The following is a 20,874-nucleotide window of genomic DNA, read 5'->3' on the forward strand; positions in this document are numbered from 1 at the left end:
GTTTTCCCCGTTCTTTAATTCAACGAGCAGAACTTCCGCTCGCGATCGGACTCTGGATTTTGCCACGAATAGGCGAAATGGCTAATAGAGTTTACTTGCGGGGCCGCACGCTGGATATCGCGCATTTGCACTTCCAGGGGAGGGCGATTGGTTACCGATTCACCCCATTTTCCCGCGATCGCCGGGACGATCTGGGTTTCTAGGGGAGCGTAGTTCAAAACCCGCTCTAACAAATCGACAATACAGCTCGTCTGACCGCAAACACCGTAAATCATCGGATGCCATTGCATCGAAGCCGGAAATCGATCCCAAGCTTGCAAGCGCGAGTCGAATCCGCCTTCTCCCACCGATTGATTGGCATCTGGGAAAAAGACCGCCCCAGTTGCAATTCCGTCACGTTCAACCGGTTCGATGGCATCGGCAAGAAAATCGAGTACTCCTTGCACGGCGTGGGCGACGCTGAGATACCAAAGCTGTTCTTGTACCGGTTGCGAAACATTACGTCCCTGCCACATGGCTTCTTCTTGGGGGTAGCGTCGGTTTACCGTCTCCACATCGCTGGTACTGACGTATCCCTGGTTCAAAAATCGCTCGATGAGTTCCCGTCCTTTGGAGTTCAAAGCGCGCTGATAGAGGGCTTGTTTTGCCGCTTCCCCGTAGATCCACAAATCTTGAACCTCGCTAACGACCGATCGCGCCCCAGTCCCGCGAGGATAGCGCACGTAGTCGAATAACACCCCATCGGGCTGGCGTTCGATTAAGGCATCCACGAGTTTGCGATAGTCCTGCCGTGCCTGCTCGTCGTAGGGATCGACGAAGGCTTGGTTGCGATCGCCCGGATTTGAGCCATCATATTCGGCATAGGCGCGATCGGTGACGGTTAACGTGGTGTCGCCGTAACCGTTTCGAGCCAAAACCGAAGCCCGATCGAACCGCTGTCCGTAGGTATATCCAAAATTGAGGGTGAACAACCAGGCATACACTTTCAGTCCTCGTTCTCGCCCGATAGAAATCGCATCGCTTAATAAATCGATATCTTCGGCCCCCGACGATCGCACCACCGAATTCCAAGGTGTGGGGTTATCTGAAGCGGGGAGGAGTACCTGACCGTCGTAGAACGCTTCCACGTACACTTGGTTGTAACCCTTATTCGTGATTTCGTCTAAAACCCCTTCCAATACACCGGGTTTGGAATCGCAAGGATATACCCGCAGCCAGAGTGCCTGATTTTGCGGCCAAGTTTGACGGCGACACTGCTGGACTTCTGCACCGTGCTTGGCGACCATATCTCGATAGCGTTCTCGGTCCTCGGGGTTGCCCTCGACGATTCCGGCTTGGCGCAGCGCTTCTTTTTGAGCGGCAGCGGAGGGGACGATCTGACAAGCGTTGTTGGTTTGAGCCAGCGTTGCCGGATGTCCCATGCCGAAACTGAATAAGCCGCTACTCAAAATGGCGATCGCAACGCGGCTAGAGAAAAACTGCCACCGTTGAGGCATTTGAGACCAAAATTTGAAGCAAGAAAACTGATATTGAGCGAATCCCATGAAATCCCAAATAACTTATTTAGATCCTTATTCGATCGCAAATTCCGCAGATCCCGACGAAAAGAAGACCTCAATTGCTCCCACCCTGGGATCTTTGTCTGTTGGACTATTGTCCCTAAGCCTAAGCTAACAGATGTTCGATCGCTCTTACCACTGGGGTCTTACGTTGGTGAGTGTCGGCGTAAATTAGGTCGCCGAACGCCCGATCTCGAAACGATCGGGCAAAGGTTTATATTCCGTAGGACTGATGTAGCGTTACGATCGGCACTCAAGCTCTCAATGGGTCGTGCCATCTGGGTCGATCTGTTCGAGTTCTAAGAGTTTGACAAAAAATTCATTAGGTGTAGGCTAGTTCTATCATGACTCCAAAAGAAACAAGTCATCACACTCAGTAGCCCATCGGGTCAAACTTGCACCTGTTATCCAAACAAGAATCAATCACTGGTCGCTTCAAGCTAACATGTCGTCAATCGATGAAACGGGTTGACGGCATATTCGTTTTATTCGGAGTTTAAAATTAGCTTCGTGCACGATGTTTACAAAGAGAAAGAGTCTGACAATTAATTAAGATGAGGTCAGTTTAATGAAAGAATTTATGTTCGATTATTCTAAATTGCCTTATGGTGAGGGAGGTCGGTATTCCGATCACAATCGATTTAATTGGAGGTGCGAAAATCTTTTAACTCGCCATCAGGAAATTATTAAAGATAAGGTAGTTCTAGACTTAGCTTGTAATACCGGTCGTTTATCTTATCCATGCCTTGTTTTAGGGGCAAAAAAAGTGATTGGAATTGAGGCCAGACAAGAACTCATCGAACGAGGAAAGCAAAACCTGCAAAATACAGAATATAAATCCAAAATGGAGTTTATCAAAGCAGATATTTTTGATTATTTGTCTTCGGCATCACCTCAACAGTTTGATGTCATTCTCTGTTTTGGTTTTCTATACCATACTGTCAGGCAAGTTGATTTCTTTCGAGAAGTCAAACGGCTGTCTCCCCAAACGACGATTATCGATACCAATGTGGCAAAAAATTATTTGTGGTATGGATTGAAAAACTTTTTAGGCAAACCACCGATCCTACAAATGATTGTTGAAAATCCGAACAAAACCAGTGACACAACGGATGACGATGGGATCGCATTTTGGCCAACATGTTCTTTCCTTGAGTCCATGTTCGATCGAATAAATTACGATTACCATCAAATTGATTATCGGTCTAAAGAAATCAAAAATTGGTCGGGAATGGAAGACTATAAAAAGGGTCTGAGGGTTTCCTACATCGGTCATCGAAAGTAGGTCAGCAGTTACTGCGCTCCGAATTTTCTAGGGTAATTCTACCGATGTGGGTTTGGCGATGTGCGGCAGTCCCCAACCCAGTTTCTCTCGCAGGACGCGGAAAAATCTGGGATCGTTCAGGCGAATGAAGCGAGCGTTGTAGGGCGATCGCTCTATAAATACCCGATCTTCGGGCAATACGTAACAGCCGCCATTACCATCGACCACCATCACCATCCGATTGGGATGAGCCGGAAACACCGTCACCGGTTCGCGATCGGAAAAAATGAGCGCCCGAGAGGCCATAGAATGAGGACAGATCGGCATCAGTTGCATCACCGGAACGTCGGGAATGACCACAGCCCCCCCCGCCGATAGGGAATAAGCCGTCGAACCCGTCGGAGTGGAGATAATCACCCCATCGGCGGCAATATCCACCGGTGCGTGGCGACCGACCATCACTTCAAAGTGACACATGCTCGTTAGGGGTTCTCGGTGCAGCACCATCTCGTTCAAACACAGGGCTTCCCAGATCGCGGCATCTTTACGCATCAGCCGAACCACAGACATGGCGCGTTCTTCGACGTTGTAGTTCCCCGCCATCACCGCTTCGATCGCCACATCTAGCTGCGCTAAATAGGCTTCGGTCAGAAAACCCATATGACCGGTATTAACGCCCAACAACGGCAAACCGATGGGGGCAACCTGTCGAAATGCTGAGAGAACCGTGCCATCCCCCCCCAAGACCACGCCAAACTCCATTTCGGAGGTAAAACCAGGGGGAACCAGGCCATCGATGGGTGTATGGCAGACGATACTATCGGGTTGGGAGTACCCGAGCATACCACCTACTCCCGAGGCCGTAAAGACTTCCCAGCCTTGAGATGTTAGCTTGTCTTTGACCTCCTGGGCGACACGACAAGCAACGGGTTTGATGTCGTTGTAGATAATGCCGGCTTTAGGCACGCGATCGATCCAGCTAGTGGGGCAAAATTGAGTCGAACGGGAGACTTAAGACTTGAATGGAGTCCTCTGTCTGGCTTTTTTCCGCTCTTTGGCTTTGGCTTGCTCGTATTCTATCTCTTTGAGCTTCTTTGTGATGCGATCGTAGTATTCTTGCAGGTACGATTCTAGGGTCGTGGTTTCTTCAGGGTCGAGTCCGAACACCGGATACACCTGGTCCATTGATGCGGTTAGAGGGTTGCCCGATGCCATCACCTCGGCAAATGCCAACCGATCGGCCACGTTCCAGCTCCATTGAAAGAATTTGGTGGTTTGGCGCACAGCTCGTAGCAAAGCCAGGGGCGCTCTGGTGACTTTCGCGGTTTTGCCCGATTTCTGCTCGCAAAGACCGATAATCTCATCGCCATTCCAAGCGCGCGGCCCGACGACGGGGAAGGTCTTGTTTTCAGTTTCGGGTACCGAAAGGGCGCGAACGGCAAACTTGGCAATATCTTGGGTATTCATATAAGCCACCGGAGCCGTTTTTCCGGTCATCCACACTGTTTGCTCGTCCAAGATAGGGATGGCGTACTGACCGATCAATCCTTGCATGAACCCGCTCAATTGCAAGACCGTGTAGTTGAGTCCCGACTCGGCTAAAAATAACTCGGTACAGCGCTTGATTTCCATCAGCGGCACTTGGGGGTATTTCTGGGCATCCAAGATCGAGCAGAAAACGAATCGATCGATTTGGGCTTCCGCACAGGCTTGGATGAGGGCTACCTTGCCGTCCCAGTCCACCTTTTTAATGCTTAGAGAATCCGTCAGCCTTGCGGTGGATGCATCGATGACCGTACTAATCCCTTCGAGGCAAGGTGGTAGGGTGTCGGGAAAGCATAAATTGGCTTGTACGAGTTCGGCTCCCCACTCTCGTAAAAAAGAGGCTCGACTAAAACTACGAACCAGACAGCGTACCTCGTACCCTTCATCTAGGGCGCGGCGAACGATTTGTCTTCCCAATGTGCCAGTAGCACCGACGATTAATAGGCTCATTCGATATCTCTACGACTCCCACTCTCCCTTCGAGAAAAGGAGAGCGGGATGTTCTCCTTAATAATTTATGAGGTTGTCTATAGACTGGGATTTATTCATGAGGTCGAGGAACGCCGATGTGAGAGTGTCTGAGCTGTTTGTTATCGAGCCGAAGAACGACCAGAAACGCAGTGCGATCGAAGACTTTGGTCAAAGCGACAAATTACTGCGCACCGACAATGAATACTGCGGTTTGCACCTGACACGATCGCCTCCTAACTTGAGAGACATATCGAGCTGGGCAACTTGTCAAACTTAACGCTCGATCGCGAACTAACTAACACAAGAGCGCGCCTCGGAAGCCCAACATTCCCAAAAATATTAGATTCCATTCGTTGAGATATCCACCCCCCTCTCTTTATCTAAAGACGCGGTCGCCTCTTTAGCTGCTACAGAAAAACTGTAGTAGATGAGAGTTGCGTGACAATTCTTAACGTTTCATAAAATCTTAACAGATAAGATTCGCCTTGTCTCTACTCGATCGCGATCGACTGATAAATTCACCCGAAGTGAGATCGGCATTTGATTCGGCAACAAGCGGAATTTGACGCACCCAAAATGAATTCGAGATGTCTGGGAATCTGCACGAACGCAGACTCTCCGGTACATTAGAAGATGTCCGCGTACCCGCACTTATTTCCACCACAAGTATCGTGACATACCCCGAAACTGCTCGACCTGATGCCAAACGCTCGACAAAAGCACTCGAATGTGCGACTCGACATGCTGTCGATCTTGACGAGGTCGGTCAACTTCAATCCAAGCTGCTGAGCGTGGAAAAATCCCAGCGAATGGCAGAGTTTTTCGGCTGTTTGGGAGATGCCAATCGCTTGCGAATCGTATCGGCTTTGGCAGATCGAGAACTGTGCGTTTGCGAAATTGCCGCTGCGGTTGAGATGAGCGAATCAGCCGTTTCTCACCAACTACGAACTCTGCGCGGCGCTCGTTTAGTGGGGTATCGCAAGCAGGGGCGAAATGTCTTTTATTTCTTAAAAGATGGTCACATCTTAAATTTGTACCGGGAAGTAGCCGAACATCTAGACGAACCCCAGGATTAACCCCGAAGACGAACTCCGACGATTAACCCCAAAAAGTCAACTCAGTCTATTCGGGTTCGCCGCCTTGCACTTTCAGAAGTAGGAAGCCCACACCCAAGCCCACTAAAATGAGGCTGAAACATATAACTGCGGTATTAAAAATTTCTCCGGCCATTTATTTGTCTCTGTTTACAAATCTAATCATTTCAGTATAAATGACAATGTACCCTCGTTTGGCGATTACTTTAGGAGATCCGGCCGGAATTGGACCCGAGGTGATTTTAAAAGCCCTTACCGATCCAACAGTCCTCGATCGCTGCCAAATCACGGTAGTGGGAACGCGACAGGTCTTGCGCAGAACTTACGATCGTCTCGCCGCAATTACCTCCCTAGCCGATCCCAATTCTCTCGATCTCTTAGAAGTCCCCACCGAGGATAGCGAGTGGGAATGGGGTCGGGGAAATCGCGCCAGTGGGGGAGCGAGTTTTGCCTATTTGAGTGCCGCGCTCGATCGCACCCTCGCGGGAGAATTTCATGGTATCGTCACTGGCCCGATTGCCAAGTCTCTCTGGAAAGCGGCGGGTTTCGAGTATCCCGGTCAAACGGAAGTGTTGGCCAAGCGTGCCGGAGTCGAGCGATTTGGGATGTTGTTTGCGGCACGATCGCCTCATAACGGCTGGATGCTGCGGACGTTGCTCGCCACCACCCACATTCCCCTCTCTCAAGTGTCTCCAGTGCTAACCCCGGAGTTGCTGGCGTTGAAGCTAGATTTATTTGTTGAATGCTTGCAACGAGATTTCGGCATCGATCGACCTCGAATCGCGATTTCCGGTCTCAACCCCCACAGTGGCGAGGAGGGTCAATTGGGAACCGAAGAGCGAGATTGGTTGATTCCTTGGCTTGAAGACGAGCGATCGCACCGTCCTTCCGTACAACTCGATGGTCCCGTACCGCCGGATACCCTCTGGGTGAAACCGGGCCAGGCTTGGTACGCTTCGACCCAACAAGGAACGAACCCATTTTTCGATTGCGTCGCCGATGGCTATTTGGCAATGTATCACGACCAGGGATTGATTCCCGTGAAGCTGATGGCGTTCGATCGAGCGGTGAATACCACCATCGGTTTGCCCTTTATCCGCACGTCTCCAGACCACGGTACAGCTTTCGATATTGCCGGTCGGGGAATTGCCGATGCCACGAGTATGAAGTCGGCGATCGCATTAGCGGCCCAGTTGAGCGAACGTCGGTTAAGGGTTAAGAATTCCGCATCCTCGTAAAAACGCTCGTCAATGCATGACTCAGAAAAACTTGCCCTAGTCTTGAGTTACTTCTCGTTACCAGAGGAGAAACGTCCACCGATTTCGCCGTCGGTCAATCGGCACGCAGATCCAAAACTCGACGGGATGTATTACTTAACCTTTTCAGATGGAGACTTCACGAGTCAAGAGCCAATAGATGTCATGGTTGCGATTCTTTCCGATCTCTTGAATGGGTATTCCCTACGAATTGTGGACGAGCCGGGATACGAGAAACATGGAGTGGAGATCGATCGCTTATCTGACAAAATTAACGACTGGGAAATGTTAGACGAAGAAATGTTAGACGAAGTAGAAGAGTTATCGTCGACTAAAATCTTAAATGAGATATCTTAGATCGATCGAAACTTACTCAATTGTGACGCTCTAGAAACCGTTACCGTTTGTTTCGAGAAACTCAAACAACTTATCGATGAATTTTGGCATCCGTAAAGCAGTTTAAGAAATTCTGAAGCGCTTCTATAGATGGAAAATATTTGTTGAAATAGTACGTGACATCAATTAATTTATTCGACATTATCGAACTTTAATTGTTGATTTTTCTAGCAATACGCCGAAATATCTTCACCACATTCGTCGGCTAAGAAACACAATGCCCGAAAGCGCAAACCGATAAATTGCTCGTATAAAGGATTGAGTTTGCACAAGGGAGGAATATGCACGATCGTGCGACCCAAAAATTGAATATCTCTCTCGAAAGGACATTGTGCGGGAATTAGTTTGCAAACCCACTTGGCGACTTTGGCATTGCGGGTTTCAATCGAATCGAGCCACTGACGTAACGGCTGCAACATCATATTGAGAACATGATACAGGTAGTAAAAAATACCGGATTTTTGAGTTGATTGACGATTGAGAATAGACATTTTTGAACCTCCGTTAGATTTAGCTTTCTTGAATGTAACCAGAGTGAATCGATCGCCTCAGATGAGATTGCTTTTTCTCATCTCTTGCTCTCTTGTATTAATTATAGCTTATGTTTTTTGAATTTAGTATAAGCATTTTAGATGATACGAATTATAGGTTCAGCTTGTTAGTGTCATCTATTTAATTAATAGGACAGATCGAGATTGAGTATGCATCGAACGACACATTCACTTCACTAACAGAAAAAGGCGATCGAACTTGCTCGAATCTTCGCTTAAATCTGAGACTAGACTAAGTTCTGTTGGCATTTCAGATGAGAAGCCTTGACTAGTGGTACTTTGACAAAAATTGGTATTATCCCTCTTCTGTCACTCTCCGTTTTTTTGTATGATTAGTAATTTCCCAAGACCTAGTAGATTGAGCAATACGGCGTTTGACAAGCGAATTTTGACAAATTTAGCATCTTCGTCAATTGGTGTTGAGAAAAAAGCGAGCGATCGCCTGCCCTGGCTAAGCTCTAGAATATAGCAATAAGAAAAGTGCTCGGAGAGTGACAAAAGAGGGTTATTCTTAGCTCAAACCCTCAGACAGTAAGGCCTATCGGTTGAAATGATATGAACGTGACAACCACAGAGGTTTGACCTAAATCCTATTCTCAGCAAGAGTTTGAGCGTCGAAAAGGTTTAAAATTCGTCAAAGTACCTCTAGCAGTATTGACGAATAGTGCGCGATCTCGCAGTTAGAGTCTAAATGTCAATACAGCCTAGTAGACCCTAATTAGAAATAACCGGATATAGGCGTTTAAGTTGGGTTCTGGCGTTATTGATGGTGAATCGCCAGTTTTGAAATTTTTCTTCAGATGCTTTTAATTATTGGCTGCTAGATGCTTCACGAGCTGGTGCGCGCGAGATAGAAAAGAGAGCCAAAAATATGATAGAATTCCGGCTCTCAAAAAATTTTTTCGATCGCGCCATAACAGAGTGCAAAGCTCAATAGAGCTTCGATTTCGATCGACAGCGATCGTCCAACATCGAGTTCTCTTGGAACATCATGGCAACAGCAAAAAAGTAGCAGTAATGCACCGATTATTTGTGGAGTATATAAATATCGATAGTTGAGTGCTGTCACCGTGAGGACAGCAACTCTTATCGGTTCAATGAACCCGAAGCACCTTATCAATTGACCGAACTTTTTGCCGATACTGGGTCGTAGTCATTAAATTTATTTTGATCGAAATGGTAAACCGTACGAATCGGATAGGGAATGTTAATCTCAGCGCGATCGCAGGCTTGTTTGAGAGCGATCATTACCGTTGTGTGCGTGCGGCGGACTTCCTTTTTTTCTGGAAAGGTCCAGTAGCGAACCACTAAATCGATCGCACTGTCGCCAAAACTGACCACGTCTATTTCCGGTTCGGGATTCGATAACACCCCATCGATACCATCAACTGCCTCCCGCATGGTTTTTACCGCCATCGGCAGAGGAGTATTGTAGTCCACACCAATTGCTAAATCGGTTCGGCGACTATCGAGAGCGGTGAGAACTTTAACGGCACTTGTAAAGACGATCGCATTGGGGATAAAGACCATTTCACCTTGGTAGGTGCGAATCTGTGTCGAACGAATCGCAATTTCTTCCACCGTTCCTTCAAAGCCATTAACTAGAATTTGATCGTTTAATTTAAATGGCTCTTGCAAGAGAAGTAAAATTCCAGCCAGAAAGTTTTTAAAAATGTCCTGAAAGGCAAAACCAATAGCCACAGAACTCAAACCCAGAAGACCGATAATATCACCAAGTCCTAAATCTGGAAACGCGATAATACAGGCAACTAGAATCCCAATAACCCAAGCCGCAACAAAACTCATCTGCACCAATAGAGATTGGAGCGAGCGATTGCGAAGAGTTCGTTGGACAGCTGCCATCGTTAGCCGGCGAACTAAATTCGCACCGTAGCTTGTGGCAATAACGATCAGAATCCCGACGACAATTGCCGGTAAAATTTCAATCCCTTGACCGACGAGATTCAGTAATCGCGACTGAATTTCTTCAACCAGAAGACTCATAGACCTACCTCAAATATCAAGTAAAATGTGCAAACCGATCGAGCTTGCGTTAACGAGCATCGAGGGCTTTTGAATGTATTTTCGGAGTGCAAAAATCACTAAAACGTTCATATTTGTGGTAAGTCTTTTGGCTATTCAAATTGCAGTCTTCCTCTCAATAAATGGCAAATATAACAACCGATCGCGATACAGCGAGCTAAGAAATAATTTTCCCCAAGGGCATTGAGACAAGACAAGAGTGCAAAGAGAGCCGGAAGACAAAATACTGTTGCAGCAACCTTTGCAGTCGTCTCTCAAGATAACCGCTCGAAAGATACAAGCTCATCTATCCTAGGTGTGAATTTATGCAGCATTCACACAGATCGGACTCACTGGTCTCTCTAGTTTTTGGGAGAACTCAACATCTGAACAGGAATGACTCGAACCCTCAAATCGATGTTTCTTTCCAACTCCCGAGATAGAAAATCTCGAACGAGTTCGACTTGCAGCTCGGAAATTGAACCCAAAGCCATAGCCACCTCAACTTCCACCACCAGAGCTTTCTCTTGCTCTTGCACGCGAATGTATCGAATATCGGCATCGTCAAATGTTAAGGTTTGTCGGCGTAGTAAGTTGCCGACGTTGCGACGTACATTTTCTTTGACTAAAAGATTTTGTAAAGAGAATGCCAGGGGGATACCGAGCACCAATAAAATGAGAATAGAAATCGACAGACCTCGCTTCGCTCTTTTGATGTTGCCGTAACCCTGACACAAAAAGACCAAGCCACCGCTAAAAATGATCCCAGTAAAATTAGTTGCAAACAGCAACAACGCTCCACCGGCAAGGGAAGTATAACCTAACGCTAAGCCGATGCCCACAGTGCTTAGAGGCGGAACCAAAGCCACAGCGATCGCCACACCGGGTAAGGTATCGGCAATGGTACGGCGAGAATTGGCAAAACCTCCGGCAGCACCCGCCGCTAGCGCCACCCCCAAATCGATTAAAGAGGGATTGGCACGGGCCATCACTTCCGAACCAACGACTTCCAAACCGACGAGTTGAATGGTGATTAATGAAGTGAAAATGGTAATAATCGCCCCGATCGCAGATGTCAAAAGCGATCGCCGCAGCAGCCGACGATTTCCTGCGATCGTGGCATATGCCACACTAATAATCGGTCCCATCAAAGGCGCGATAATCATAGCACCGATAATGGTGGCAGCGCTATCTGAAAGCAATCCCAGCGTGGAAATCACGCTAGAGAGCATCAGCATAAAGCAAAAACTGAAAGAGGGAATCGACGACCTCCACAGACGACGAGTCAGACCCACGAGTGGCATGGGCTTTTCGTTGAGCCAATGCCAATCTCCGCTATGGGTATGCCAAAAATCCTGCAATTCTTTCTGACCGGCAAGCAGGTATCGTTTCACGCGAGACTTGATGTACGTCATCGGATATTACCCTGAAAAGTTGACGCTTCGTTCCGCCCGATTTTACTGTGAGATCCCGGAGGGAAATTTTTTGGGCAGACATTTGAGACTGATGCTTTCTCACCCGAAACAATTAAAATTATCTAATATGCCAGGATGTAAAGGGCGCAGCGTAACGCATCAATACCGCTAAGCGTCCGCGTGTAAGTCTTATCTCTTTGTTCTTCAGCACCCGCTCGCGTGACCCCTAGGCTTTTGAAGGTCGCCGCAACGGAGTCTCACCTTCAAATTCCGCTCTTGAAAGGCTTCTAGACTTAATGGGCGACACGCCCTAGATACCCACGACTTATACAGAGCCGCCATATGCAATGTTGGGTAGGGATTCCCTAATCTGCGCTTTGCCCTTGCATCGGTTGCCGTTGCGTAAGTTCTAACACTTAATTAACGTACAGACTGGACGTAGGAGTGTCATCTATCCCGAGAGAGACTCGCAGCAGTATGGCGTTTTTGGGTGAGGAGACAAACGGATCTACCTAACGGCGCTCGCACAATCTATCTAGAGGAAGATGAGGATAGAGGTTTTTTTTAACTAAGATTATTCATATATTCAAATGGAGAAAAAATAAACGTTATGGATATTCTTCGAATTGCTGTTGCTATTTTTATTCCTCCCCTCGGTGTTTTCTTACAAGTGGGTATCGGAACGCAGTTTTGGATCAATTTATTGCTAACTCTCTTGGGTTATATTCCCGGTATCGTTCACGCGATTTGGATCATCCTTAAGGTTCCCGATGGAGCAGGTCGTAACCTGTAGAGCGTTTAAAACGTTAGAAATTATAGAGTTCAGTGGCGAAAGTAACGATGTCTAACTCTCTTAAAAAACAAATTGTAGAAGACCTACAAAAAGTCAAAGAAGAAGGAAGTTCTCGCCGCGATCGAATTCGGGAGATCGTTCGCTCTGCGATTTCGCAATCTGCCTCCGAGTTTAAAGAAGGGTCGAAAGAAATTCGCACTATTGTTCGAGAGGCTGTCTCGACGACGATCGACACCGTGCAAAGTAAAGGCGATGAAGCTAAAGAAGATGTCGAAGGTGCGATCGAAGGTGCGATCGAAGCCGTTGGCGAGTCGAAGCGTAAGTCGATCGCCGCAGCGCAATCTCAAGTCAAACAGCTCCAAAATCGCTTAGAAACTGAAGAGCGAGAACTTCAAGAGGAAGTTGAAGATGTTCTCGGGGAACTTCAAGAGACGGCTAAAGATAAGTCGAGTTCGTTTAAAGCAGCTGTAGAGTCGGCAGTTGAGAAAATTAAAGATAGCGAAGAAGCCGCTCTGATGCAAAAGCGATACGCTCAAGTTAAAGCAAAGCTTGCCATTCTTCAAGCGAATTTAAGTGCTAGGTACGGAGAGCGATTTGAAGAGGTTAAAGAGCATTTAGACGAGGCAAAATTTTGGTACGAGCGCAGTCGTTCCGAAGAGCGATCGGAAGACTCGATGGTTCGAGAGAAGCAAGCAAATTTTGAATCGAAGCTTGGAGAAGTCGGCTCGGCGATTGGGAAAAAAGAGCGCAAGCTCAGACAGCTTCTCAAAGAGCTATGGCGGTCTACCTCCGATTTATTTCAAGACAAGTAGTTTACGGATAGATTAATTATGATTGGATATTTTTTAACTTGGCTAGCAACGGCACTGAGTTTGCTCGTTGTCGATATTATCGTTCCGGGCGTAAGTATTAATACATTTTCTGCTGCATTACTCGCTGCTGTGGCGATCGGCTTGGTTAACTCATTTGTGAAGCCTGTTATCTCCACCTTATCTCTACCCATCAATATTTTGAGCTTGGGACTTTTTTCCCTTGTCGTTAACGGTCTGTGTTTGTGGTTAGCTTCTGTCTTCGTTCCTGGATTTGCCGTTCGAGGAATCCTAGGTATTATCTTAGGTCCGGTAATTTTGTCTGCGGTCAATACTTTCTTAAGTAACTATCTTGTAGAACGAAGCATTGCGTTGAATCTAACCGGTAGCTCGGAGCTTTCTAAGGAGTAATACAACTGCTGACGGTTTGAATCTACAAGTTTTTTAAAGTTGTAAAATAAGTCAAAGGAAAGCATAGAGAGGCCTAGTGCCTCTTTTTTTATACTTGTTTTTATTTTGTTTTTATTGAATCATTAATGATTCAATAAAAGAAATTGTTCGAATAAAATAAAAAACAGATATTAAAGTTATTAATTTTAAATAATTTCGGAAAGTATCCTGCAGGAACAGCACAAGGTTTTCTAGAACTCGCATCGATTAAAGAACATCCAAACGATCTCCCCACTGCCAATCAAATGGTAGAAAGGTTGGTTGAAGACCACGAACAAATTATTCGCAATTTGCGATCGCATATCGATCGGTGCACAGATGATTTCCACGATGAACGAACTGCCGACTTTTTGACGGGATTGATGGAGCAACACGAAGAAATGGCTTGGATGTTACGCTCCTTTATTGAAGGACAACCGTTACGACCCGACGGGGAACAACCTTCAACGCGAGAACTGACACAAGTTAGCTAAGCCGTCAGTCTCCCGATCGCGTATTACTTTCTTGGAATACCTCTCGACGTCCGAAAGAGACCTAGACAACTCCCATAAGCCAGCGGTCTGGGTCTCTTTCGGACAAGATTCTTTCGATCTATATCTTTTGACAGAGTGCAAGTCCTTCAAAAGGAAGATGTGTAGAAAAGGCAAAAATTGATACATTAATTAACGTAAATGAACGAGCGAGGCTAAGTTCCGATATGTATTTCACGCTAGAAATGGCAGCAAATACCATGATTTTCGGTTGGGCCCCAGTTTGGTCATTCGCGGTTATATCGATCGCGTTACTGGATTATCTCTCTTATCAAAAGGCAAATCGAGCGTGTCCCGCATCGATTCGAGTCAGAGCTGACAGGATCAATTAAAACTTGCGCTCTATCTCTAAAATCTCAGAAGACAGTTTATTCTAGTGGTTTGTCAAAACCTAGCAATTGAAAAATTTGACATAAATATAAATTTAGGAGGTCACTTATGAGTGTTAAACAACCAATGGACGGTCAGTACGATCGCGGTATTATTCCTTCAGAGACAGCCGCTCGTAAGGAACGGGAAGGGGAAGATTTCAAAGAAACTCCCGAAGCAAAAGGAGATATGGATACTACGGCTGGCTATACCGTAGACCAAGAAGGTTTGGCAAATAACTACGCCATCGAACCTGAAATGTATTACGAAGAGCCAGGGGACTTGCGCAAAAAAGAAGAAGCCCTCGAAGCTCAACGGAAGCAAGAACTTGAAGAAGTTAACGATACCGATGAAGAAGGCGATCTAACTAAGAAGAAGGACGATCGCGGTAAGGGAGTTGGAGTTATCTAATCTAAGCTTTGGGTGCGGTCTGAGGTCGTCAAACTCCAAGAACGTAAAATATGTGAGGGGGAAGTCGAGTAAGTTAGGCGACCTATATCAGATAACTTCTCTCTCTCCCCCGAATGGAGTATATTTCCATCGACAAGTAACTGAAGAATCGAGTATGGTGCCTCGATACTTCAGTTTTTGTGTATAGACTAATGGCGGTTCCAAAAAAAATAGAAGAAACTGGAATTAACAGTCTGCGATCGATGGTCAAACCCGTAGCACCACGAATTATGAATAGTAAGATCTCTGTCTCAAATTCCCAGCTCGATCGACTTTCCGAATATAGCGCTAGATGGCATGAAATTGGTCTGTGTACGGAAACGATCGATCCCCAAAAAGCCCGTTCTACTATCGGGGTTCTCTACCGGGCTTTGGGACTCACCCCACCGAAAGTTGAATTTTTTTGTGGTATCGGCGATTTCGAGCAATACTTTCACCAGCTCAAGCAACCCCCCGGATTTCCCCACTCCCTGCTACCGGCATCTTTACGACCTCGCGCGATGAGTCTGACGGGATTGCTGGGCATCTATTTCGATCGCCACCTCATTCAACCCATCAAAACCCGCTTGCCTCAGTCCATCTTCGAAGAAATTATCCATTCGGGGAATGCCCGACGAGATGCAGACACTTTCAAAACGCTAATCGTCAAAGAATTTGATGCCCGCGACTCGAAAGATCGGCAGTCGCGGTTGTCCAGTCTAAATTTTTCGCCGACTCACAACCGAGGCGAACAATTGTTCGAGCGCAGTTTTGGTTCTCAGATAACGGCACTCTACGACGGTGCTTGGCTCGATTGGGCAATTACGGAATGCCAGCTTGGAAGCCATGTCACCCAAGCCTGGTGGCTGTTTAAAATGCTCGCTCGCCATACGGGCTTTATCTTCCCCACCCGCGAACTGTGCTTAGTGTGCGATCGACCCAAACGCCTCGTTCTAGATAGCGATCGCACGGGGAAACCTGCTATTGACTACGGCGATGGCTTCCGCGTCTATGCGGCAGACGCACAACGAATTCCTCCGGAGATCGGTTCGATTCCCTTGGAAGAATGGGATGCGCGCTGGCTGTTGCAAGCAGATCTCGATCGAGAAACCCGTCACTGTATCGCCCGTCACCTCAAGAGCGAATCTCGTACGATCGCGCAACTGCAAGCCAAAGCTACAGCCCGACAGCGGTACGATAACGAGTACGTCCTGCTCGAATCTCCCTACAGCAAGCAGCCGCTCCTCTTGTGTAAAGATCGAGATGGCAACCTCCTTTCGGCATGGCTCGTCCCCGAAGGTACGAAGACGATCCGCACAGCGGTCACCCTCATTGCCTATCAATTTCAGTCAGCTTGGCTTAGAAATGGAGAAATCCGCAGCTATTTCACCTGGCGGAGTCCCCACCAAAATAAAGCCGCCTGAGTTCGACTCAGTCTCTCGACAGCGCGATCGAGGCACTGGGCGAGCAAATACGATTACGAAGCTCAGTCAAACCGATCTTGAAATTTTCAACAATATTTCGAGCGAGATGAAGACTCGCGGGTAGTCAGTCGTTAAGCTATAGACATCAAGAAAAAAACCCCCACTCATAACTGAAGGAAGGGGCTTTTAGCAAGCAACTAGGACAGGCTGTGTCTGGTGAGGTTTTCCTCTAGGCACAGCCTGTATATTTGTTAGCCTAGCTTTCTCTATCTGTAATCGCAACTACAAAAGAGGTGAGAAACATTTGGAACCCTCGTCGCAGCACTAAAAACGGATGACCCATTAAAGAATTGGGAATGAGTGGTTTGTGAGTTCTTAGACTCTAAATTTTGCACCTGCGCGCTTCCCAACTAAACGGCTCCCAGAAGACTAGCCAGAAGTGCTTTTTGAGCGTGCATTCTATTTTCGGCTTGATCCCATACCCGCGATTGAGATCCTTCGATCGCGCCGTCGGTAATTTCTTCGCCCCGATGAGCCGGAAGACAGTGCATGACGATCGCTTTGGGATCGGCTTTTTCTAGCAGTGCTTCATTGAGTTGATAGGGTTGAAACTTGGGGATGCGGCTGCTTGCATCATCTTCTTGTCCCATACTCGCCCACACGTCGGTATAAAGGATGTGAGTTCCAGTTGCCGCACTGATGGGATCGGTTGTCACGATCGCCTCACTACGACCCCCAGCGAGTTCGGTGGCTTTCTCGACAATTGCCGAACTCGGCTCGAATCCGGAGGGAACGGCGACCCGAACGTTAATCCCCATCATGGCACAACCGAGGAGTAAAGAATGGGCGACATTATTCCCATCTCCTACATAGGTGAGGGTGATATCGGTCGTATCTGGAAAGTTTTCCTGAATTGTCAGCAAATCCGCCAGGGCTTGACAGGGGTGTGCCAAATCGCTGAGGGCATTGATGACGGGAATTTGGGCATAGTCGGCGAAGGTTTCCAAATCCGCTTGCTCGAAGGTGCGAATGGCGATCGCATCGAGATAGCGATCTAAAACCCGTGCGGTATCGGCTAAAGGTTCTCCCCGGCTGACTTGGGTAACGCTGGGGTTGAGATCGATAACTTGACCGCCCATTTTATACATAGCCACGGAAAAGCTCACCCTCGTACGCGTTGAAGCTTTGTAGAAAAGTAATCCCAAGACTTTAGAACATTGAGGTTCGACTTGTGAGGCTTTCATCTGAGCTGCTAAGTGTATCAGGTCTCGCAACTCCTCAACACTCAGGTCTGCTAAACTCAATAAGTCCCTTCCTTTGAGTGTATTCATATTATTTCTGGTGTGGATGACATCAATGGGGGGAGTATTTATTATTTTGCTCGCTTGCTCCGTAACACCCCAAGCGCTGAGATTGGTAAACTATACCACAAGATTCCCATCAAACTAGGTTGAACTTATACTTCTAGATAGGAGTGGGAATTTTGCCAGATTTACCTTGTCTCTAGCAAAACTCAACTCCAATCCTCAACTTTTCTATCTTCCCTGAGTTCCCCTCAATTGACTCGTGTCGGGATGCGGTCGTTACCGCCAAAAATTTCGACAGCCGTTCACCCTCAGATTCTCTTCGATCCCTATGATTTCATTTTCAAACTATCAGATTGTTGAAGAAATTTATCAAAGCCAAACAACAGCGGTGTATCGAGGCTATCGCGAAGGAGATAAACTTCCCGTTGCGATTAAAACTTCAATTTCAGACTATCCAGAAATTGCTGATGTGGCAAAGCTAAAATATGAGTACGAAGTGGTATCTTCTCTCAAAAGTGCGGGTGTTATTCAATTTTACAGCCTAGAAACCGATCGCAATCGCGTGGGTTTAATCGAGGAAGATTTTGGAGGTCGATCTCTCGATTCTTTTCTTTCGGTTAAGTCGTTAGAGCTGCTCGATTGCCTGAAAATTGTGCTTCAAGTGGCGCGCACTTTGCACGACATTCATCAAAATAATATTATTCATAAAGATATTAAGCCACAAAATATTCTATTCAATCCCGAAACAGGGGTGGTCAAACTGGCAGATTTCGGAATTGCTTCTCGGCTATCGCGAGAAAATGTTGTTTTGACCGATCCTCATACGTTTGAGGGCACATTAGCTTATATGTCTCCCGAGCAAACGGGACGTATGAATCGTTCTTTAGACTACCGTACTGATTTTTATTCTTTGGGGATTACATTCTATCAACTTTTAACTGGTAAACTGCCTTTTGATTCCACCGATCCCATGGAATTAGTTCACTGTCATATTGCTAAAATACCCGATCTACCTCATCAAATTTCCTCCAGAATTCCACCTCCGGTATCTAAAATTGTGATGAAGCTACTCTCTAAAACAGCGGAGGAGAGATATCAAAGTGCACTAGGACTGCGTGCCGATCTCGAAACTTGTCTTGAGAAACTCGAACGTGAGGGACGAATTTCTCCTTTTACGATCGGACAGCAAGATCGATCGAGTAAGTTACAAATTCCTCAGAAATTATACGGTCGAGATCGCGAAGTTTCTCGAGCTATTGAAACATTTCACCGAGTCAGTTTGGGAACGACAGAATTTCTGGTGGTATCTGGGTATTCTGGAGTTGGGAAATCCGCTTTAGTGAATGAAATTCATAAACCGATCGTCCAGGAAAAAGGCTATTTCACATCAGGTAAGTTCGAGCAATTTAAGCGTAATGTTCCGTACTCAGCTCTCATTCAATGTTTGTCGGAATTGATTCGACAAATTTTAACAGAAAGTACACCGAATATTGAGATGTGGAAATGCAAAATCTTGAATGCGATTGGAGATTTTGGGCGAGTTTTGAGTGATGTCGTTCCCGAAATAGATCTAATTATTGGAGCGCAACCTTCTTTACCTTTTTTAAGTGCGTCTGAATATCAAAAGCGCTTTAATACCGTTTTGAAAAGCTTTTTTCAAATTTTTTCAAATCGACAACATCCATTAATTATTTTTTTAGATGATTTGCAATGGGCTGATTCTGCATCCCTGAAGTTAATTGAATTTTTAGTCACTTCACCAAAAATTCCATACTTGATGCTCGTTATTACGTATCGCGAGAACGAGGTGAGTTGCGGTCATTCTTTATTATTGACTCTAGATAAAATTCAAAAAAATGGAAATAAAATCAATAGTATCTCTTTAAAAAACCTTAAAGAAAATACGATTAAAACTTTAATATCAGAAACTCTAAAGCTGCCAACTAAAAAAGTCAGATTTTTAGCCAGCGTTGTTTTTGACAAAACTCAAGGAAATCCTTTTTTTGTCAATCAGTTTCTAGAAGCTTTATATCAAAACAATATTTTATTTTTTGATTTACAGTCTGGGCAATGGAATTGGAATCTTGAAGAAATTGAGAAAGCAAATATTTCTGAAAACGTTGTAGAACTCAACATTAAAAAGCTTAAGAAACTCTCAAGCGAAACTCAAAATATTTTGATGCTGGCTTCCTGCATTGGCAATAAATTCGATCTCAAAATGCTCTCGATCTTCAATCAGCGATCGATGAGCGAAACCGCCACTCAGCTATGGGAAGCATTGCAACACGGGATCGTTTTTCCCTTAAGTAACAACTACAAAGTGTTAATGTTTCTTAATGCAGAGAAAGATTGTCTAGAACCGAGTTTGTTTCCAGTTTCTTACCATTTTTTGCACGATCGAGTTCAACAAGCTGCATATTCTTTAATTTCTCCGGAAATACAAAAAGATATTCGTTTGAAAATTGGTCAACTGCTCCTCGCAAATACTCCAGTCGAAAATTTAGAAGAAAAAATATTTGAAATTGTCAATCAACTCAATATCGCGATCGACCTACATACCCAGCCTGCCGAGCAAATAGAACTTGCTCGGCTAAATGCAATAGCCGCAGCAAAAGCAAAAGCAGCGGCGGCATACGAGCCTGCTTTAAACTACTTAAACATCGGTATTTCCATTCTTCCAGAAGAAAGCTGGCATACCGACTACGAATTAACTTTTAAGTTATATCTAAATACGATTGAAATTGAGTTTTTGAATGGAAACTTTGAGGTTGCCGAGGCTCTGTCCCATTTGGTCTTAAAAAAAGCAAAAACATCCTTCGATCTCGCCCAAACTTACGAACTCAAGGTGAGATTTTATGGTGTTCGCCAGCAAATGTGCCAAGCTATTGAAATTGGATTGCAAGCCATTGAAATCCTGGGATTTGAAATATCTCCAACTTCATTGGGCGAGACTTTCAAGAGCAAGTTGCCCTTTCTCGAAGACTTGAATAAACGACCCGTTTTGAACGATCGGCGCGGTTTACTGGCGATGGAATTGCTTGCCGTTGCCAGTATTTCAGCTTATTTGGTAGACTTTCACACCCTAAAACAAGTCGCTACGACCCAACTGCACCTGAGCCGAATCCATGGTTACTCCCCCCATTGCGCAATGGCATACATCTGGTATGGAGCGATCGCCTGCGGTCTGTAC

Annotated in this window: 20 protein-coding genes; 12 read left to right on the forward strand and 8 right to left on the reverse strand. The window is 46.1% G+C overall.

The features are described from left to right. Positions 1–14 precede the first annotated feature (14 nt). Complete coding sequence (locus IQ235_RS01945; RefSeq protein ID WP_264319817.1) at positions 15–1,544, reverse strand: glycoside hydrolase family protein; 1,530 nt, start codon at positions 1,542–1,544, stop codon at positions 15–17. 583 nt (positions 1,545–2,127) lie between these two features. Between IQ235_RS01945 and IQ235_RS01950 the strand changes: the two genes are divergently transcribed. Further along, positions 2,128–2,844 carry a methyltransferase domain-containing protein gene (locus IQ235_RS01950; protein ID WP_264319818.1) on the forward strand — a complete coding sequence of 239 codons (717 nt, stop codon included), beginning with the start codon at positions 2,128–2,130 and terminating at the stop codon, positions 2,842–2,844. Between the two features lie 27 nt (positions 2,845–2,871). Here the strand turns inward: IQ235_RS01950 and IQ235_RS01955 are convergent, their stop codons facing one another. Then, positions 2,872–3,789 (reverse strand): NAD(+) kinase, encoded by a 918-nt coding sequence (locus IQ235_RS01955; protein WP_264319819.1) that lies wholly within the window; start codon positions 3,787–3,789, stop codon positions 2,872–2,874. 45 nt (positions 3,790–3,834) lie between these two features. Beyond that, entirely contained in the window at positions 3,835–4,818 is a 984-nt protein-coding gene (locus tag IQ235_RS01960; RefSeq protein ID WP_264319820.1) for an SDR family oxidoreductase, read from the reverse strand. Positions 4,819–4,936: 118 nt separating this feature from the next. Here IQ235_RS01960 and IQ235_RS01965 point away from each other — a divergent pair, with 118 nt between their 5' ends. Continuing rightward, positions 4,937–5,116, forward strand: coding sequence for a hypothetical protein (locus IQ235_RS01965; protein WP_264319821.1), 180 nt, complete (start codon positions 4,937–4,939; stop codon positions 5,114–5,116). A gap of 505 nt (positions 5,117–5,621) precedes the next feature. Beyond that, entirely contained in the window at positions 5,622–5,915 is a 294-nt protein-coding gene (locus tag IQ235_RS18965; RefSeq protein ID WP_441373238.1) for an ArsR/SmtB family transcription factor, read from the forward strand. A 46-nt stretch (positions 5,916–5,961) separates the two neighbouring features. Here the strand turns inward: IQ235_RS18965 and petM are convergent, their stop codons facing one another. Further along, a complete protein-coding gene (gene petM / locus IQ235_RS01975; RefSeq protein ID WP_264319823.1) occupies positions 5,962–6,069 on the reverse strand; it encodes a cytochrome b6-f complex subunit PetM in 108 nt (35 codons plus the stop codon). 46 nt (positions 6,070–6,115) lie between these two features. Here petM and pdxA point away from each other — a divergent pair, with 46 nt between their 5' ends. Both pdxA and IQ235_RS01985 read left to right on the forward strand, forming a co-directional pair. Continuing rightward, on the forward strand, positions 6,116–7,171 hold the full coding sequence (gene pdxA / locus IQ235_RS01980; RefSeq protein ID WP_264319834.1) for a 4-hydroxythreonine-4-phosphate dehydrogenase PdxA: 1,056 nt from the start codon (positions 6,116–6,118) through the stop codon (positions 7,169–7,171). A 12-nt stretch (positions 7,172–7,183) separates the two neighbouring features. Continuing rightward, positions 7,184–7,546, forward strand: a complete 363-nt coding sequence (locus IQ235_RS01985; protein WP_264319824.1) for a hypothetical protein — start codon at positions 7,184–7,186, stop codon at positions 7,544–7,546. Positions 7,547–7,752: 206 nt separating this feature from the next. On the opposite strand, the gene IQ235_RS01990 is transcribed toward IQ235_RS01985, so the two are convergent. The 3 genes from IQ235_RS01990 to IQ235_RS02000 form a co-directional block, all read right to left on the reverse strand. Then, positions 7,753–8,007, reverse strand: coding sequence for a Mo-dependent nitrogenase C-terminal domain-containing protein (locus IQ235_RS01990; protein ID WP_264319835.1), 255 nt, complete (start codon positions 8,005–8,007; stop codon positions 7,753–7,755). Between the two features lie 1,245 nt (positions 8,008–9,252). Continuing rightward, a complete protein-coding gene (locus IQ235_RS01995) occupies positions 9,253–10,140 on the reverse strand; it encodes a mechanosensitive ion channel family protein (protein WP_264319825.1) in 888 nt (295 codons plus the stop codon). A 380-nt stretch (positions 10,141–10,520) separates the two neighbouring features. After that, entirely contained in the window at positions 10,521–11,573 is a 1,053-nt protein-coding gene (locus IQ235_RS02000; protein WP_264319826.1) for a DUF389 domain-containing protein, read from the reverse strand. Between the two features lie 610 nt (positions 11,574–12,183). Here IQ235_RS02000 and IQ235_RS02005 point away from each other — a divergent pair. From IQ235_RS02005 to IQ235_RS02030, 6 genes are all read left to right on the forward strand, one after another. Further along, positions 12,184–12,366 (forward strand): YqaE/Pmp3 family membrane protein, encoded by a 183-nt coding sequence (locus tag IQ235_RS02005; RefSeq protein ID WP_264319827.1) that lies wholly within the window; start codon positions 12,184–12,186, stop codon positions 12,364–12,366. A 47-nt stretch (positions 12,367–12,413) separates the two neighbouring features. Next, complete coding sequence (locus tag IQ235_RS02010) at positions 12,414–13,178, forward strand: histidine kinase (protein WP_264319828.1); 765 nt, start codon at positions 12,414–12,416, stop codon at positions 13,176–13,178. A gap of 18 nt (positions 13,179–13,196) precedes the next feature. Further along, positions 13,197–13,586, forward strand: coding sequence for a phage holin family protein (locus IQ235_RS02015; protein WP_264319829.1), 390 nt, complete (start codon positions 13,197–13,199; stop codon positions 13,584–13,586). Positions 13,587–13,768: 182 nt separating this feature from the next. Further along, positions 13,769–14,098, forward strand: coding sequence for a Dps family protein (locus tag IQ235_RS02020; RefSeq protein ID WP_319592535.1), 330 nt, complete (start codon positions 13,769–13,771; stop codon positions 14,096–14,098). A 495-nt stretch (positions 14,099–14,593) separates the two neighbouring features. Continuing rightward, complete coding sequence (locus IQ235_RS02025) at positions 14,594–14,935, forward strand: hypothetical protein (RefSeq protein WP_264319830.1); 342 nt, start codon at positions 14,594–14,596, stop codon at positions 14,933–14,935. A gap of 269 nt (positions 14,936–15,204) precedes the next feature. Next, positions 15,205–16,377 carry a hypothetical protein gene (locus IQ235_RS02030; protein ID WP_264319831.1) on the forward strand — a complete coding sequence of 391 codons (1,173 nt, stop codon included), beginning with the start codon at positions 15,205–15,207 and terminating at the stop codon, positions 16,375–16,377. Between the two features lie 410 nt (positions 16,378–16,787). On the opposite strand, the gene argF is transcribed toward IQ235_RS02030, so the two are convergent. Continuing rightward, positions 16,788–17,708 carry an ornithine carbamoyltransferase gene (gene argF / locus IQ235_RS02035; RefSeq protein WP_264319832.1) on the reverse strand — a complete coding sequence of 307 codons (921 nt, stop codon included), beginning with the start codon at positions 17,706–17,708 and terminating at the stop codon, positions 16,788–16,790. Positions 17,709–18,012: 304 nt separating this feature from the next. Between argF and IQ235_RS02040 the strand changes: the two genes are divergently transcribed. After that, on the forward strand, positions 18,013–20,874 hold a 2,862-nt coding region (locus IQ235_RS02040), incomplete at its 3' end, for an ATP-binding protein (RefSeq protein ID WP_264319833.1).

This window comes from Zarconia navalis LEGE 11467 (genome assembly GCF_015207075.1).
In the GTDB taxonomy this organism is placed as follows: domain Bacteria; phylum Cyanobacteriota; class Cyanobacteriia; order Cyanobacteriales; family Geitlerinemataceae; genus Zarconia; species Zarconia navalis.